This is a genomic window from Pseudomonas sp. N-137 (assembly GCF_034555295.1).
GTDB classification, from domain to species: domain Bacteria; phylum Pseudomonadota; class Gammaproteobacteria; order Pseudomonadales; family Pseudomonadaceae; genus Aquipseudomonas; species Aquipseudomonas rhizophila.
Window position 1 is genome coordinate 350,816 of the sequence record NZ_JAXUDQ010000006.1, and the last position, 16,246, is coordinate 367,061.

Here is a 16,246-nt window from a genome sequence, read left to right on the forward strand (position 1 = left end):
TTCAACTGCTGAGTAATACATGCTGAGGTACAACGAGTTGCCCATTTCTAATGATGTTGAAACGTTCAAGTCCAGGGATGTAAGCCTGGGTAACGATGCTGTTGTTCGGGAAGCGCACTACAGTTCTATGAAATATTTTTTTGTCGGACGCCGATACGGCTTTGTGCAGGGTGTCTAATTGCGCTGGGACAGTTTCGTTGCTGTCGTGTGGTGGGCATTCAAGCTCAGGAAGGTTCAGGCTTCTAACAGGGGCCAAGTCGATTAAATTTTTAAGGGTTTTTGAGTGCGATAATAGCTTGACAGTCTTTCTGTCCATGGAGTCTTCAAAGACATCATATAGACTCTCGGATTGGAATTGTTCAGTCACCGCTCTCTGAATGGCGGTGCAAATGTCCATCGAACAGCCTGAGCCAATAGGTGAGAGAGGCTGGTCTCCAGGGCCGGCTTTGGGAAAGGCGACGGCAAAGTAAACAGATAAGACATCTTTGATAATGATGATCTGCAGTTTATTGGCGGGTTCTAAGGCGGAAGGGTCGTTGAGGAGCGCCTTGTTAAGCAAGCTCGTCGACGGTTGGTATAGGTCCATCTTGGGGCCGATTCCGCATATCGCCATGAAAAAAAGAGATAAGACATGTCGTTCGATTATTTCCTGAATGCCATGCAATAAAGCTTCATTTTCAGTGCAGCCAAAAGCAATGCCTGAGTTGGATGAGTAACGTGCCAAGAATTGCATGGTAGAACGCGTGTCGTTGGAGTTGCTTCGGGCAGCAGCAGGGCAGAGTAGAGCGCTTGGAGCAATCAGGTGTTCTTTTTTATCCAGCGATGTGAGAGTGAAGCAGTCTATTGGTTCGTCGCTGTATGGCAGGCGGGTGAAAAAACCGTCGTATTTAGCTGCTTTCTGACTGGCAATACTGTCGGTGCTGTGCCATGTCGACTCATGATTAGGGGCTAGAAAAGAGCTGGCATGCTCGATGGTTTCTGCCAGCGCACCTATAAGTGCGTCCGGCCCTTTACCCGCACCTGACTCAATAAAATGATTGTCACTATCAAAAAGCTCCGCGGTTGCCACTAGCCTGGAGGGTGTCGTATAGCGGGCCTCGGCTCTAAAACCGAGCGTGTGCAGGGTGGACATGATATTGAATAGAGCTTCGGTAGATGTTAGTTCGCGTTCTGGCATAGAAACCTCTAGGTTTAGGCGCCGAAAGGTGGAAACCTTTCGGCGCCTGTTCACAGGCACTTAATCGATCAATGATTTCAGTTGATCAGAGATGCAAAAAAGTTGGCTTCGGTTGGCAGAAGCCCTTTGGAAAAGCCCATTGCCTGCGGCAGAACATCAAAGGTGTTGATTTCAGAACGCTTCCTACCCATGTCATATACTCCTTTATTGATTATTCAGTGTCGCTTAGCGATCACCTAACTTGCGCGTTTTTGTGCAAGTGCATAATTAATAACACTGGGCTTTTGGATGGGCTAGGATGCAACTTCCGATGCTGGTGTAGGCCTGTTCTTGGCGATCGGTAGGACGTGCCTGAGGGAAGGTGGTTTTTTGTTGAAGTTTGCTTTTCTGGGCTATCTACTCAATGGGTTGAGTGGTTTATTCATCCCGGGATGAAGTGCCGCTAGAGTAATTGAGCAAGATTCAAAGGAGGGGTGTTGCCAGTCGGCTATCCAGTACTGGCAGAACCGGTGGCGAGGGGAGAGATTCCCTCGCCAAAAAGCTGCGCTTGGCTTCATTCTCGTGGACGAACGAATCAACCCTCCCACGCCTCCGGATTCACCAGATTCACCGGTCGCTCTCCCGCCAACGCCATCAGGAGATTATCCACCGCACAGCGCGCCATTGCCTCCCGTGTCTCGTGGGTGGCCGAACCCATGTGCGGCGTTGCCACTACGTTATCCATTTGTAATAACGGTGAGTCCGCACTCAGGGGTTCGCGCTCGAACACATCCAGCCCCGCGCCACGGATCTGTCCGTTGCGCAGGGCGTCGATCAGAGCGGCTTCGTCCACCACCTTGCCTCGGGAGATATTGATGAAGATGCTTTCGGGACGCATCTGCGCGAACGCTTGTGCACCGATCAGCCCTTGGGTTTCTGCCGTCAGAGGCAAAGTCAGACAAATGAAATCCGCCTGTCGCAACAGCGTCTCGAGGTTGCAATAACGGGCCCCGAAACGTTGCTCGACCGCGGGCTTGGGCGAATGGCTGTGGTAGAGCACCGGCATGCCGAAACCGAAATGCCCGCGCTGGGCCAAGGCTTCGCCGATGCGGCCCATGCCTATTATGCCGAGGGTCTTGCCATGGACATCGGTGCCGAAATGTTTGGAGCCGATGCTCTGTTGCCAATGGCCTGAGCGGATCAGGTTGGCCAACTCCACCACGCGCCGAGCCGTTGCCAGGATCAGTGCAAAACCGGTGTCCGCGGTGGTTTCGGTCAGCACGTCCGGGGTATTGGTGAGCAGGATGCGGCGTTCGGTCAGATAGTCGATGTCGTAGTTGTCGACCCCCACCGAGACGCTGGCGATGGCTTGCAGGTTCGGCGCTGAGTCCAGTAGTGGCGCATCCAGTTTCAGGCTGGCCCCCAACAGGCCATGGGCGCCAGGCAAGGCGTCGCGCAATTGGGCCAGGCCTGGCGCATCGAGGTGCTCGATGAGGGTGACCTGGGCCTGAGCTTGCAGACGGTCCATCAGTTGCGCCGAGAGCGCTTTGTACAACACTACGTGCTTTTTCATGGAGGGCTCGATTCAGGACTGTGCGGACGCCGGGTGTGGCGTCGCGGTTTGAGACACGGCGCGGTCGCTGGCGCCGGGCTTGAGGGCCAGGGTCAGTACCACCGACAACAGCAAGGCGCCACTCATTAGTAGAAAGGACATACCGGGAGAGCCGGTGGTGCCGTTGAGATAGCCCACCAGGTACGAGCCGCCGAACGAACCCAACGCGCCCATGCTGTTGATCAGTGCCATGGCACCGCCGGCGACGTTGGCCGGCAGGATCTCTGGAACGATGGCAAAAAACGGCCCGTACGGCGCGTACATGCAAGCCCCGGCAACCACCAACAAACTGTAGGACCACCAGAAATGCTCAGGCCCCAGCAAATAGGAGGCGTAAAACGCTACGGACGCGATCAGCAGCGGCGGCCAGACGAAACGTTTGCGCTTCTGCGCCTTGTCCGACGCCCAGGACACGACCAGCATGGCGACTACTGCCGCCAGGTATGGCAACGACGACAGCCAACCGGCCTCGACAATGCTCATTTGCAGGCCAGCCTTGAGGATTGACGGCAGCCACAGCACGAACCCGTAGACCCCAATGCTCCAGCAGAAAAATTGCAGTGCCAGGATGATGACTTTGGGTGAGCGGAAGGCTTCGGCATAGTTTTTCACGGCCTTGATACCGACCTGTTCAGCCGCCAGTGCGCTTTCCAGGTCTTGTTTTTCCTGGTTGCTGAGCCACTTGGCCTGGGACGGACGATCATCAGCCAGGCGCCACCAGATAAAGGCCCAGAGCACCGCCGGCAGACCTTCGATGATGAACATCCAGCGCCAGTCGAATTGTTGCACCAGATAGCCGGACACCACGGACATCCACAGCATGGTGACCGGGTTACCAAGGATCAGGAAGGTGTTGGCACGTGAGCGTTCGGCCCGGGTGAACCAGTGGCAGAGATACACCAGCATGGCCGGCATCACCGCAGCTTCGACCACGCCGAGCATGAAGCGGATCACGATTAGCCAGTAAGCATTGGAGACCACGCCCGTCAGGGTCGCCAGCGAGCCCCAGAGGATCAGGCTGACAAAAATCAGCTTCTTCACACTGTGTCTCTGCGCGTAGATCGCCCCCGGTACCTGGAAGAAAAAGTAACCAAGGAAAAACAGTGCGCCCAGCAATGAGGACAGCCCCGGGGTGATCATCAGATCCTCGGCCATGCCCGAGGCGGCGGCGAAGCCGTAGTTGGCCCGGTCCAGGTAAGCCAGGCTGTAGGTGATGAAGACGATGGGCATGATGTACCACCAGCGGCGGGTGGCGAGGTTGAGCGTTTGCATGTCGTTGACTCCTGAGCTTGTTGTTTTTGTTGCAGCAGGTGTGTTTTGTGGTGGTTCTAATCGCGAGCAGGCTCGCTCCCGCATGAGGATGCGTCGACCCTGTGGGAGCGAGCCTGCTGGCGATTGGCATCATTAAATTCAGCCAGTAACTCAATGCGCGTCGGCAATCCCTCCATGTCTCCACGGCTCTGCACTGCGCGGCTACCAATCCAGTTGGCGCGCTGTACGGCTTCGGTGATGGCGCGGCCTTCGAGTAACGCACTGATCAGGCCGACCGCGAAGCCATCGCCGGCGCCCACGGTGTCCACCACCTGGGCCACCGGCACGCCGGCAACTACGCCCTGGCCTAGCTGAGTGCGGAAATAGGCGCCATCCGCGCCGAGCTTGATCGCGACGATTTCGGCACCCAGGTCCAGATAGAACGCGGCGATGTCGGCCGGGTCGTCGAAACCAGTCAGCAAGCGACCTTCGCCGAGCCCCGGCATGACCCAGTGGGCGAGGGCGGCGAGGCGATTGATTTCGTGAATCATCATCGACTCGCTAGCCCACAGGCTCGGCCGCAGGTTGGGATCGAAGGACAGGCTGCGGCCGGCCTCGCGCATCCGCATCATTAATTCAGAGGACATCTCACGGGCCGTGACCGACAAGGCCGGGACGATGCCGGTGGCGTGCAAGTGGCGGGCTTCGAGCTGCGAGGGGGCGATGGTGTCGATCGACAGATGACTGGCCGCCGAGCCGCGACGGAAATATTCGACTTGTGGGTCGCTGCCATCGTCGCTACGGGATTTGAACTGGAACCCGGTGGGGTGGGCTGGATCGACCGTCACGTGGCGACAATCCAGGCCTTCGTTTTCCAGCGTCTGCACCACGAAGCGTCCTAGGGAGTCAGCACCCACCCGGCTCAGCCACGCCACTTTGAAGCCCAGTCGCGACAGACCGATGGCCACGTTACTGTCGGCCCCGGCGACGCGCTTGTGGAACTGCTCGACATTGGCCAGGTCACCGCGCTGGTCGGCCACCAGCATCGCCATGGTTTCGCCGAAAGACAACACATCGAACTCAGGCATGGGCTGGCTCCCGGCATGATTGGCCTAGGCGGGCGAGGGTGGCGACATGTCCCGCAGTCAACTGCAGCAAATCATCGTCTTGCAGCGGATATTCGGCTGCGCGCATTACACCAGCGGGCATGTGTTTGAACAGTTGTTCCCACAGATGCAGGTCTGTCATCGCCGGAGGCACCGCGACCAGTTTGCCGTCGGCGCGCCGGGCCACGGCCTTGCAATGCACATAAGCCACATACCGCCCAAGCTGTCGGGCGGCCACAGCGGCCGATTGGTCCTGCCATTGCCAGTTGCCAATGTCGAAGGTCATACCGATGGGCAGCGCTTGCTCCTCTGTCGCAGCAAAAAAACGCTGTAATGGTTCGATCCGCCCGCCTTGCAGGGTCTGGTCGTTTTCCACCAGCAATCGCACCGGGCTGGCGGCCAGCGCATCCGCCAGGGCTGGCAGATCATGGGAGTCGGTGAAATAGCCGAGAGAGACTTTCAGCCATGCCGAGCCAAACGCCTCGGCACGTCGCAAGGCAAGTGACAGGGCGGGATTGGGCTTGGGCTGGCCGGCGAGCCACAGTTCAAGTGGAGAGGAAAAAATACTTTGCAGTCCTTTGGCCAAGGCACCGGCGGCCAGTTTAGCGGGCTGTTCAGTGGTGAGCAGTTCTTCGCGCCATTCGATCCGTGAAGCGCCAGCGGCAGCCAGCAGATCGATAAAACTGCCTTGGCCCTGTTGCCGTACCAGATCGGCACCGTAGCTGGAAAGGCTGATGGAGACGGGTGGGTTGTGCATTGTTTTTATACCTCTGAAACCGGTTTCAGTTTTGTGCAAAAAAAAGTTGTGCTTGAGAGGGCCCTATCGCGAGCAGGCTCGCTCCCACAGGGGACTCCAGTGCGATGCAGATCCAGTGTGGGAGCGAGCCTGCTCGCGGTAGGGCTTTATCACCGACCATTTCCCCGCGTGGACCCACGCTCGATCAACCGCGCCGCAAAATCCAGGGTTCGCACCGGCCCGTTATCGCCACGCAAGCGCTTGAGCAAACATTCGAACGCGCTGGCGCCGATCTCGGCCGTCGGTTGGGCCAGGGCGGTGATGCCGCTGCCCACCAGCGGGTACCAATCCAGATCATCGAGGGCGATCAGGCCTACATCGTCGAACAAATGGCAACCCAGTTCGCGCAGCACCGTCGTGGCGGCCAGGGCGGCAATGCCATTGGCGCAGAACAATGCTTTGGGGCTATGTCCCGGCGGGGCAAGAAAGTTCTTGATGCGCGTGGTCAACTGATCACAGGTTTCCACAACGGTGCCGGCCAGGGCAGGCCGTCGTTGAATGCCGGCCTTGAAACTCTCGACCCGTTCGATCCGCGAGCTGGTGCCGTCGAATGGTTCGGTCACCAGCAACAGATCGCGGTAGCCCCGCTGTTCGAGATGATCGAGCGCCATCTCGACGGCCGCCGGATTGTCCAGGCCCACCAGGTCGCTTTCCAGTCGATCGACCTTGCGATCGACCAGCACCAGGGGCATTTCACTGCGCAGTTCCAACAATTCATCACGGTGGTGGCCGAGGGTGTTAACAATCAGCCCTTCGATGTTATAGGCGCGCAACAAGGCCAGATGCTGGCGTTCCTGCTCATCGTCGCGGTCGGTGTTACACACCACCAGGCTGTAGCCGTGGCGACGGCAGGCTGTTTCCACGCCGTGCATCACGGCAATTGAATAAGGGTTGCGGATATCGGCCACCAGCATGCCGATCAGGCGTGTGCGTCCGCGCTTGAGGCCGCGGGCCATCTGATTTGGACGGTAGCCCAGTTCGCTGATCGCTTGCTCGATGCGTTGAGCGATGGCCTCGGAAAGCAGGGCGCGATCCTCGCCAATGAAGCGCGAGACGCTGGCCTTGGAGACCCCGGCGCGTTCGGCGACATCAAGCATGGTCACGCGGCTGCGCTGGGCGGCGGAGAAAGGGTTCATCAATTGAAACCTGCTTATTTTTGTTAGTGGCTTTGAAACCGGTTTCAGAAGACCTCAGAACCCAGGGGGTCGTCAAGAGCGACGCGACATAAGAACGACCGACGGTGGTTTACCTCAGCCCAGGAAAGCGCAGGTATCGTGTCCTGACGAGTATCTGGTCCATGACTCGGACGGCAATCTTGTGCCGGCGCAGGAATAAGTTAGGCGGGGTGCCTCCAAGTTCCGTGTGGCGAGCAAGCATGCTCGTCGCAGGGAGTCAGTCGCGCTTCAGGTTCAGAGCTGGCTGATATAGGTGCCCGTCCCCTTGAGGATGTTCTGCAACGTCAGTTCCACCTCCGCCAAATCCGCCGCATCGGTGTCGTGGGTAATCTCCAGCACATCATCCCCGTTCAGCACATCGGCGTCCGACGCGGCAATTTCGATTTTCAGCAGGGTCGGGCTGAGGGTCACTTTGACGCCTTCCAGTGTCGAAGGCTCACCCTCCAGGGCGATTTCCAGTTCGTCTTCGTCGGGGTAGCGGGTCATCAGGAACATTTCGCCCTGGGTGCTGTGGCAGCACAGCATGGCCATGTTGTCTTCTTCCTCGTCGCACGGGTTGGCGATCAGAAGGGCGGTGGTCATTTGCATGGTGATGGCTCCTGGCTCGATGAGCCTTGCTGGGCGCAAATAAAGTGAATTTTGCCAGCCCGAACGACTTTCTGCTGGATTACTGCAGTCACACGCAGAATATGCGCGCAATTTCACAGCGCAAGGTGCCGTTTTGCTCGCCGGGCTGCTACGGTTGTTCGATGCAAACCGGCTGTTTAGCTTGCCGTTGACCGAATATGTCGCAGCGCTGCAAGCAGGCACATTGTCGCACTCGTTAAGCTGCACGGCGGATGTACACCTGCAAAGGGCACCACGAGGGCTTTTTGCAGGTGTCCATTACATGGAAATTACATGGAAAAGGATGTGACCTGCCGGTCTTGTCCAGCTTCACCCACCTGTCGTCCTGTTTCCTCTGCCCGAGAATCAGGAACAGGATGGCCGACAGCCCTGAAAAAGGGCTGCACGCGACGCTTCCATCAATAACAAGCCCAAGCGGAGTACCACAGATGGCGTTCTTCACCGCAGCCAGCAAAGCCGACTTCCAGCACCAACTGCAAGCGGCACTGGCGCAGCACATCAGTGAACAGGCACTGCCACAAGTGGCGCTGTTCGCTGAACAATTCTTCGGCATCATTTCCCTCGATGAACTTACCCAGCGCCGGTTGTCCGACCTCGCCGGCTGCACCCTGTCTGCCTGGCGCCTGCTTGAGCGCTTCGATCATGCGCAGCCGCAGGTCCGCGTCTACAACCCGGATTACGAACGCCACGGTTGGCAGTCGACCCATACGGCAGTGGAAGTGTTGCACCACGACCTGCCATTTCTGGTGGATTCGGTCCGCACCGAACTGAACCGTCGCGGTTACAGCATCCATACCCTGCAAACCACCGTGTTGAGCGTGCGTCGCGGCAACAAGGGCGAGTTGCTGGAGATCCTGCCCAAAGGCACCCAGGGCGATGGCATTCTCCAAGAATCCCTGATGTATCTTGAAATCGACCGCTGCGCCAACGCCGCCGAACTCAACGTCCTGAGCAAGGAACTTGAGCAGGTGCTGGGCGAAGTGCGCGTGGCGGTGGCTGATTTCGAGCCGATGAAAGCCAAGGTCCAGGATATTCTGTCCAGCCTGGACAACAGCGCCTATGCCATCGATGCCGACGAAAAAGGTGAAATCAAGAGTTTCCTGGAATGGCTGGTGGGTAACCACTTCACCTTCCTTGGCTATGAAGAGTTCGTGGTTCGTGATGACCCTGATGGCGGCCATATCGAATACGACGCCGATTCGTTCCTCGGCCTGACCAAACTGTTGCGTGCCGGCCTCACGGTCGATGACCTGCGCATTGAAGACTACGCCGTCAATTACCTGCGTGAACCGACCCCGCTGTCGTTCGCCAAGGCCGCACACCCGAGCCGTGTACACCGTCCGGCTTACCCGGACTACGTATCGATCCGTGAGATCGACGCCGATGGCAAGGTCATCAAGGAATGCCGCTTCATGGGCCTGTACACCTCGTCGGTGTATGGTGAAAGCGTGCGCGTCATCCCGTACATCCGTCGCAAGGTCGAGGAAATCGAACGTCGCTCGGGCTTCCAGGCCAAGGCGCACCTGGGCAAGGAACTGGCTCAGGTGGTCGAAGTGCTGCCTCGCGACGATCTGTTCCAGACCCCGGTGGACGAGCTGTTCAGCACCGTGATGTCCATCGTGCAGATCCAGGAACGCAACAAGATCCGCGTATTCCTGCGCAAAGACCCGTATGGCCGTTTCTGCTACTGCCTGGCCTACGTGCCGCGCGACATCTATTCCACCGAAGTGCGCCAGAAGATCCAGCAAGTGCTGATGGAGCGTCTGAAAGCCTCGGACTGCGAGTTCTGGACCTTCTTCTCCGAATCCGTGCTGGCCCGTGTACAGCTGATCTTGCGGGTAGACCCGAAGAACCGTCTCGACATCGACCCGGTCTTGCTGGAAAAAGAAGTGGTGCAGGCCTGCCGCAGCTGGAAGGACGACTACGCCAGTCTGGTGATCGAAAGCTTCGGCGAAGCCCATGGCACCAACGTGCTGTCCGATTTCCCGAAAGGCTTCCCGGCCGGCTACCGCGAGCGTTTTGCCGCGCACTCGGCCGTGGTCGACATGCAGCACCTGCTGAGCCTGAACGAAAAAAATCCGCTGGTCATGAGCTTCTACCAGCCGCTGGGCCAGGTGTCCGGCCAGCGCGAGCTGCACTGCAAGCTGTATCACGCCGACACGCCGCTGGCGCTGTCCGACGTCCTGCCGATCCTGGAAAACCTCGGCCTGCGCGTGCTGGGCGAGTTCCCGTACCGCCTGCGCCACACCAATGGCCGCGAGTTCTGGATTCATGATTTCGCGTTCACCGCCGCCGAAGGCCTGGACCTGGACATCCAACAGCTCAACGACACCTTGCAGGACGCCTTCGTCCACATCGTGCGTGGCGATGCCGAGAACGATGCATTCAACCGCCTGGTGCTGACCGCCGGCCTGCCATGGCGCGACGTGGCGCTGCTGCGTGCCTACGCCCGTTACCTGAAGCAGATCCGCCTGGGCTTCGACCTGGGTTACATCGCCAGTACCCTGAACAACCACACCGACATCGCTCGTGAACTGACCCGGTTGTTCAAGACCCGCTTCTACCTGGCGCGCAAACTCAGCGGCGACGACCTGGAAGACAAGCAGTTGCGTCTTGAACAGGCGATCCTCACGGCACTGGACGACGTTCAGGTGCTCAACGAAGACCGCATCCTGCGTCGCTACCTGGACCTGATCAAGGCCACCCTGCGGACCAACTTCTACCAGACCGACGCCAACGGCCAGAACAAGTCCTACTTCAGCTTCAAGTTCAACCCGCACCTGATCCCGGAACTGCCGAAACCGGTGCCCAAGTTCGAGATCTTCGTGTATTCGCCTCGGGTCGAAGGCGTGCACCTGCGCTTCGGTAACGTTGCTCGCGGTGGCCTGCGCTGGTCCGACCGTGAAGAAGACTACCGCACCGAAGTGCTGGGTCTGGTCAAGGCCCAGCAAGTGAAGAACTCGGTGATCGTGCCAGTCGGCGCCAAAGGTGGTTTCCTGCCGCGACGTCTGCCGCTGGGCGGTGGCCGGGATGAGATCGCCGCCGAAGGCGTAGCGTGCTACCGCATCTTCATCTCCGGTCTGTTGGACATCACCGACAACCTCAAGGAAGGCGCACTGGTTCCGCCGACCAATGTCGTGCGTCATGACGACGATGACCCGTACCTGGTAGTGGCTGCGGACAAAGGCACTGCAACCTTCTCCGACATCGCCAACGGCATCGCCATCGACTACGGCTTCTGGCTCGGCGATGCGTTCGCTTCTGGCGGTTCTGCCGGCTACGACCACAAGAAAATGGGCATCACCGCCAAAGGCGCGTGGGTCGGCGTACAGCGTCACTTCCGTGAACGCGGTATCAATGTCCAGGAAGACAGCATCACCGTGGTGGGCGTCGGCGACATGGCCGGCGACGTGTTCGGTAACGGCCTGTTGATGTCTGACAAGTTGCAACTGGTGGCAGCCTTCAACCACCTGCACATCTTCATCGACCCGAACCCGGAGCCTGCCAGCAGCTTCGCCGAGCGCCAGCGTCTGTTCGACCTGCCGCGTTCGGCCTGGACCGACTACGACACCAGCATCATGTCCGAAGGCGGCGGTATCTTCTCGCGTAGCGCCAAGAGCATCGCCATCTCGCCACAGATGAAAGAACGCTTCGACATCAAGGCCGACAAACTGACCCCGACCGAGCTGCTCAACGCCTTGCTCAAGGCGCCGGTGGATCTGTTGTGGAACGGTGGTATCGGCACTTACGTCAAGGCCAGCAGCGAAAGCCACGCCGATGTGGGCGACAAGGCCAACGATGCGCTGCGCGTGAACGGCAACGAACTGCGCTGCAAAGTGGTGGGCGAGGGTGGCAACCTGGGCATGACTCAGTTGGGTCGTGTCGAGTTCGGCCTGCATGGCGGCGCCACCAACACCGACTTCATCGACAACGCCGGTGGTGTGGACTGCTCCGACCACGAAGTGAACATCAAGATCCTGCTCAACGAAGTGGTGCAGGCCGGCGACATGACCGAGAAGCAACGTAACCAGTTGCTTGGCAGCATGACCGACGAAGTCGGTGGCCTGGTGTTGGGCAACAACTACAAGCAGACCCAGGCCCTGTCCCTGGCGGCACGCCGCGCATTCGTGCGCATTGCCGAATACAAGCGCCTGATGAACGATCTGGAGGCACGAGGCAAGCTGGATCGCGCCATCGAGTTCCTGCCGGCCGAAGAGCAACTGGCGGAACGCGTCGCGGCGGGCCAAGGCCTGACCCGTGCCGAACTGTCGGTACTGATCTCCTACAGCAAGATCGACCTCAAGGAAGCGCTGCTCAACTCCCAGGTGCCGGATGACGACTACCTGACCCGTGACATGGAGACCGCGTTCCCGCCGACACTGGTGAGCAAGTTCTCCGAAGCCATGCGTCGCCATCGCCTCAAGCGTGAGATCGTCAGCACCCAGATCGCCAACGACCTGGTCAACCACATGGGCATCACCTTCGTTCAACGGCTCAAAGAGTCCACCGGCATGAGCCCGGCGAACGTGGCTGGCGCTTACGTGATCGTGCGGGACATCTTCCATCTCCCGCACTGGTTCCGTCAGATTGAAGCCCTGGATCACCAGGTGTCGGCTGACGTGCAACTGGAGCTGATGGACGAGCTGATGCGCCTGGGTCGTCGTGCGACGCGCTGGTTCCTGCGCAGCCGCCGCAACGAGCAGAACGCTGCCCGTGATGTTGCTCACTTCGGTCCGCACCTGGCGGCGCTGGGCCTCAAGCTCGACGAACTGCTGGAAGGCCCGACCCGCGAAGGCTGGCAGACCCGCTACCAGGCCTACGTAGCAGCCGGCGTGCCGGAACTGCTGGCGCGCATGGTTGCAGGCACTACGCACCTGTACACCTTGCTGCCGATCATCGAAGCGTCCGATGTCACTGGCCAGAACGCCGCCGATGTGGCCAAGGCCTACTTCGCCGTGGGCAGTGCCCTGGACATCACCTGGTACTTGCAACAGATCAGCGCGCTGCCGGTGGAAAACAACTGGCAGGCCCTGGCCCGTGAAGCGTTCCGCGATGACGTCGACTGGCAGCAACGGGCGATCACCATTTCGGTCCTGCAGCAGGGCGACGGCACCCAGGAGGTGGAAACACGCCTGGCGCTGTGGCTGGAGCAGCATCACGACATGGTCGAGCGCTGGCGCGCCATGCTGGTGGACATCCGTGCCGCCAGTGGCACGGACTACGCCATGTACGCGGTCGCCAACCGCGAACTGCTGGACCTGGCGTTGAGTGGTCAACCGGTCCTGCCGGCCAACTGATCCGGCGTTGAATGAAAAAGCCCCGCATTGAGAGATGCGGGGCTTTTTTGCGTTTGTAATACGCGATTGGTTGGAGCGCAGAGCCCCTGTGGGAGCGAGCCTGCTCGCGATGGCGTTTGACCCGCGACATTGATGTTGACTGACACCCAGCTATCGCGAGCAGGCTCGCTCCCACAGGGGGCTCAAAGGTGTTAGTTCTTCAGCGGAATCAACACCGCCTCATCCTTGCCCATCACCATGAACACCAACAGTTTCGCCGGCTCGGTCGAGCTGGCGTTTTTCGAAACCAGATGCTCGGAACCCGCGGCTTCGTACCAGAACTCCCCGGCCTTGTAGGTGGTCGCCGGCTCGCCTTTGACCTGGGAGGTGATGGCGCCTTCCAGCACATAGGCCATGGCCGTTCCTTCATGTTTGTGGGCGACGGACGACTGGCCGGGGGCGTAGTCGACGGTCAGCATCATGGCTTTTTTACCAGGCAGGTTCTTCAGCATCTTCTCCTGCAGCACGTTGACCTTTTCCGAGGGTGCGGTTTCGTGGGCATAGACCGGGGCCAGAGGCAGCAGGCTGAGGGTGGCGATCAGGCAGAGGGTTTTCATGGCAATGACCTTCGTGGGTTTGAGTGAGTTCGCGCTGTGGCAGCGATGGATTCACCCTAAGCCCCACGGAGGGGCAAACAAACGTCCAATCTTTCGGAAGGCGGGTAGACCAATGCCGCGATCCACCCCAAGACAAAGGTCAGCGGTTGAAGTCCACGCTTCGAGCCAGACGGTTGTCGATCAGGCCGATGAACCCTTGCACTTCAGGGCAGTTGAAATGGGCTTGCATCGCCGCTTCCGATTGCCAGCGGGCGCTGACGGTCCAGCGGTCACCGTCGTCCGGGCAACGGTCGACCATGTAGGCATCGCACCCCGGTTGTGCACGCAGGGTTTCGACGATTTGCTGCAACTGGCGGCCCAGTTCTTCCGAGCGCCCGGCGGCGGCTTGGACCTGTACGGTATTGATCACCTGGCGAGTCATGGTTCTGGCTCCTGAATCAAGTCGGACGGGATTGGCTCGACAATCAACGAGACCCCTGCAGGATAGGCCTGTATTTACGAGGCTAAAACAGCCAATGGGCGGATAAATGTCCAGTCCAATGGCTCAGGCGACCTGCTGCAAAATGTCCCGCAAACGGTCCAGGGCGGTGTCGATGTCGAGGATTTCGATGGCGCCAAAACCGAAGAACAGACCCGGCCGCACCGGGGCGTCGTTGAAAAAGCCATCGAGGCGGTACAGCCCGACTTCGGCTTTTTTCGCCAGTTCGATCACCAGTGCCAGATCGATGGGCACCTTGCACAGCACGGCCAGGTGGAAGCCTGCGGTGGTGGGAACCGCCTCGAACCAGGGCGACAGGTCCCCAGCCATGCGCGCCAGAATTCGCTCGCGGCGGCCGGCATACAGCGTGTGGCAGCGGCGGATGTGCTTGAGCAGGCAGCCCTCGGCGATGAACTTGGCCAGTGCCCACTGGGGCAGGGTGGAGGTGTGTTGATCGGTGAGGCGCTTGGCCAGGATCACCGCTTCGAGGATCGCCGGTGGCAGGATCGCGTAACCGAGGCGCAGCTCCGGCAACAGCGTTTTCGAGAAGGTGCCGACGTAGGCCACGATCCCGCGGTCGTCCATGCTTTGCAGTGAGTCGGCCGGCCGGCCTTCGTAACGAAATTCGCTGTCGTAATCATCCTCGATGATGATTGCCCCCAACTCGTAGGCCCGCGCCAGCAAGGCCTCGCGGCGGGCCTGGCTCATGGGCATGCCCAAGGGAAACTGGTGGGACGGCGTCACATAAATCAGGCTCGTGCCGTCGGGAATGAGGTCCACCCGCATGCCCTGGTCATCCACCGGTATACCGACCACCGTGGCGCCGTGGGAGCCAAACAGCAGGCGTGCTGGTGGATAGCCCGGATCCTCCATGGCCACCAGGCTGCCCGACCGGGTCAAGACCCGCGAGATGAGATCCAGTGCCTGTTGTGCACCGTTGCACACCACCACGTCATCGTCCTGACAATTGACCCCGCGGGAAAAAGCAATATGCCGGGCAATGGCATTGCGCAGCGCCGGCAAACCCTCGGGCTGGCTGTAGAAGCCCTTGGCGCTGGCGATCTGGCGCAAGGCGTGGGCGGTACAACGTCGCCAGTCGTCCAGGGGAAACTGGCCTTTGCCGGTGGCGCCGCCGATGAAGTCATAACGCAGCGCACCTTCAAGGGTGGGATGGCGCATCAGGTCCGGCATGTTGCGCCAGGTCTCGACGACATCGGCGCCGGCCAGCTCGCGGTGGCTTTGTTTGCGCACGATTGGGGCCGGGCGCGCATTGACATAGGTGCCCTTGCCAATGATGCCGGTGAGAAAGTTTTCGTAGGTCAGTTGGGCGTAGGTGTCGGACACGGTCTTGCGCGAGACGCCCAGTTGTTCAGCGAGCAAGCGGCTGGGCGGCAGTTGCGTGCCGGCGGCCAGGCGACCACTTTCGATGGCACTGCGCAGTTGTTGATACAACTGGCCCGCCAGGTCTTTGCGGCCGTTGATGACAACATGAAGTTCCATACCCGCGCGCTCCTGGGCGATTGTGTGGCGCTAGCCCGCAAAGGCGCAAGATTAACCGCATTGTGCGTATGCATAGAAGTTGCGTGGAGAAAATCGCGCTGATTGGTCTGCTATGAACTGGTCCGGTTTTTTTCGACACATTGGATCTGTCGCGCAGCGTGCTCACGGCCTACCGTGGAGATACCGATCAGCACGGAATTGCGCCATGAGCCAGCGTCTGGATTACTACAGTGCGTCCCCAGGGGCGATGAAAGCCATGATTGGCCTTGAGGCGCTAAGCAGTCGCCTGAGTATAGAGCCGGGATTGCTGCATCTGATCAAGATCCGTGCCTCGCAGCTTAACGGCTGTGCGTTTTGCACCGACATGCATTCGGTGGATGCGCGTCGCCTGGGTGAGAGCGAGCGGCGCCTGTTCGCCGTGGCGGTGTGGCGCGACAGTGGCTTTTTCACCCCCCGCGAACGCGCCGCCCTGGCCTGGACCGAGGCGGTAACGCTGTTGGCCGAAAGCCAGGTGCCGGATGAGGTCTTTGCCCAGGCCCGCGCCGTGTTCAGCGAGGAGGAACTGGTCGACCTCACGCTGGCGATCAGCACCATCAACAGCTGGAACCGGCTGGCGGTGAGTTTCCGCCAGAGTCCCGGTTCCTGATGGTTG

At 59.7% G+C, this 16,246-nt stretch carries 12 protein-coding genes; 2 read left to right on the forward strand and 10 right to left on the reverse strand.

The features are described 5' to 3' along the window. Position 1 precedes the first annotated feature (1 nt). The 7 genes from T3A99_RS03880 to T3A99_RS03910 form a co-directional block, all read right to left on the reverse strand. Positions 2-1,177, reverse strand: a complete 1,176-nt coding sequence (locus tag T3A99_RS03880) for a YcaO-like family protein (protein ID WP_256676795.1) — start codon at positions 1,175-1,177, stop codon at positions 2-4. Positions 1,178-1,751: 574 nt separating this feature from the next. Next, entirely contained in the window at positions 1,752-2,729 is a 978-nt protein-coding gene (locus T3A99_RS03885) for a D-glycerate dehydrogenase (RefSeq protein ID WP_322833959.1), read from the reverse strand. 12 nt (positions 2,730-2,741) lie between these two features. Next, positions 2,742-4,040 carry an MFS transporter gene (locus tag T3A99_RS03890; protein WP_047225802.1) on the reverse strand — a complete coding sequence of 433 codons (1,299 nt, stop codon included), beginning with the start codon at positions 4,038-4,040 and terminating at the stop codon, positions 2,742-2,744. Between the two features lie 56 nt (positions 4,041-4,096). Further along, a complete protein-coding gene (locus T3A99_RS03895; protein ID WP_160892271.1) occupies positions 4,097-5,107 on the reverse strand; it encodes a sugar kinase in 1,011 nt (336 codons plus the stop codon). Next, on the reverse strand, positions 5,100-5,882 hold the full coding sequence (locus tag T3A99_RS03900) for a TIM barrel protein (protein WP_076384463.1): 783 nt from the start codon (positions 5,880-5,882) through the stop codon (positions 5,100-5,102). The genes T3A99_RS03895 and T3A99_RS03900 overlap by 8 nt, the downstream gene beginning before the upstream one ends. 149 nt (positions 5,883-6,031) lie before the next feature. Continuing rightward, entirely contained in the window at positions 6,032-7,057 is a 1,026-nt protein-coding gene (locus T3A99_RS03905) for a LacI family DNA-binding transcriptional regulator (RefSeq protein ID WP_047225805.1), read from the reverse strand. Between the two features lie 273 nt (positions 7,058-7,330). Continuing rightward, on the reverse strand, positions 7,331-7,684 hold the full coding sequence (locus T3A99_RS03910; RefSeq protein ID WP_107322371.1) for a hypothetical protein: 354 nt from the start codon (positions 7,682-7,684) through the stop codon (positions 7,331-7,333). Between the two features lie 467 nt (positions 7,685-8,151). On the opposite strand from T3A99_RS03910, the gene T3A99_RS03915 reads away from it, so the two are divergent. Next, on the forward strand, positions 8,152-13,020 hold the full coding sequence (locus T3A99_RS03915; protein WP_139049981.1) for an NAD-glutamate dehydrogenase: 4,869 nt from the start codon (positions 8,152-8,154) through the stop codon (positions 13,018-13,020). Between the two features lie 191 nt (positions 13,021-13,211). On the opposite strand, the gene T3A99_RS03920 is transcribed toward T3A99_RS03915, so the two are convergent. The 3 genes from T3A99_RS03920 to T3A99_RS03930 form a co-directional block, all read right to left on the reverse strand. Continuing rightward, positions 13,212-13,616 carry a cupin domain-containing protein gene (locus T3A99_RS03920; RefSeq protein ID WP_047225808.1) on the reverse strand — a complete coding sequence of 135 codons (405 nt, stop codon included), beginning with the start codon at positions 13,614-13,616 and terminating at the stop codon, positions 13,212-13,214. Positions 13,617-13,755: 139 nt separating this feature from the next. Then, positions 13,756-14,037, reverse strand: a complete 282-nt coding sequence (locus T3A99_RS03925; RefSeq protein WP_047225809.1) for an antibiotic biosynthesis monooxygenase family protein — start codon at positions 14,035-14,037, stop codon at positions 13,756-13,758. A gap of 123 nt (positions 14,038-14,160) precedes the next feature. Further along, a complete protein-coding gene (locus T3A99_RS03930) occupies positions 14,161-15,594 on the reverse strand; it encodes a PLP-dependent aminotransferase family protein (protein WP_076384469.1) in 1,434 nt (477 codons plus the stop codon). Positions 15,595-15,799: 205 nt separating this feature from the next. On the opposite strand from T3A99_RS03930, the gene T3A99_RS03935 reads away from it, so the two are divergent. Continuing rightward, positions 15,800-16,240: a carboxymuconolactone decarboxylase family protein gene (locus T3A99_RS03935; protein WP_076384471.1), complete on the forward strand. Its 441-nt coding sequence runs from the start codon at positions 15,800-15,802 to the stop codon at positions 16,238-16,240. Positions 16,241-16,246: the final 6 nt, after the last annotated feature.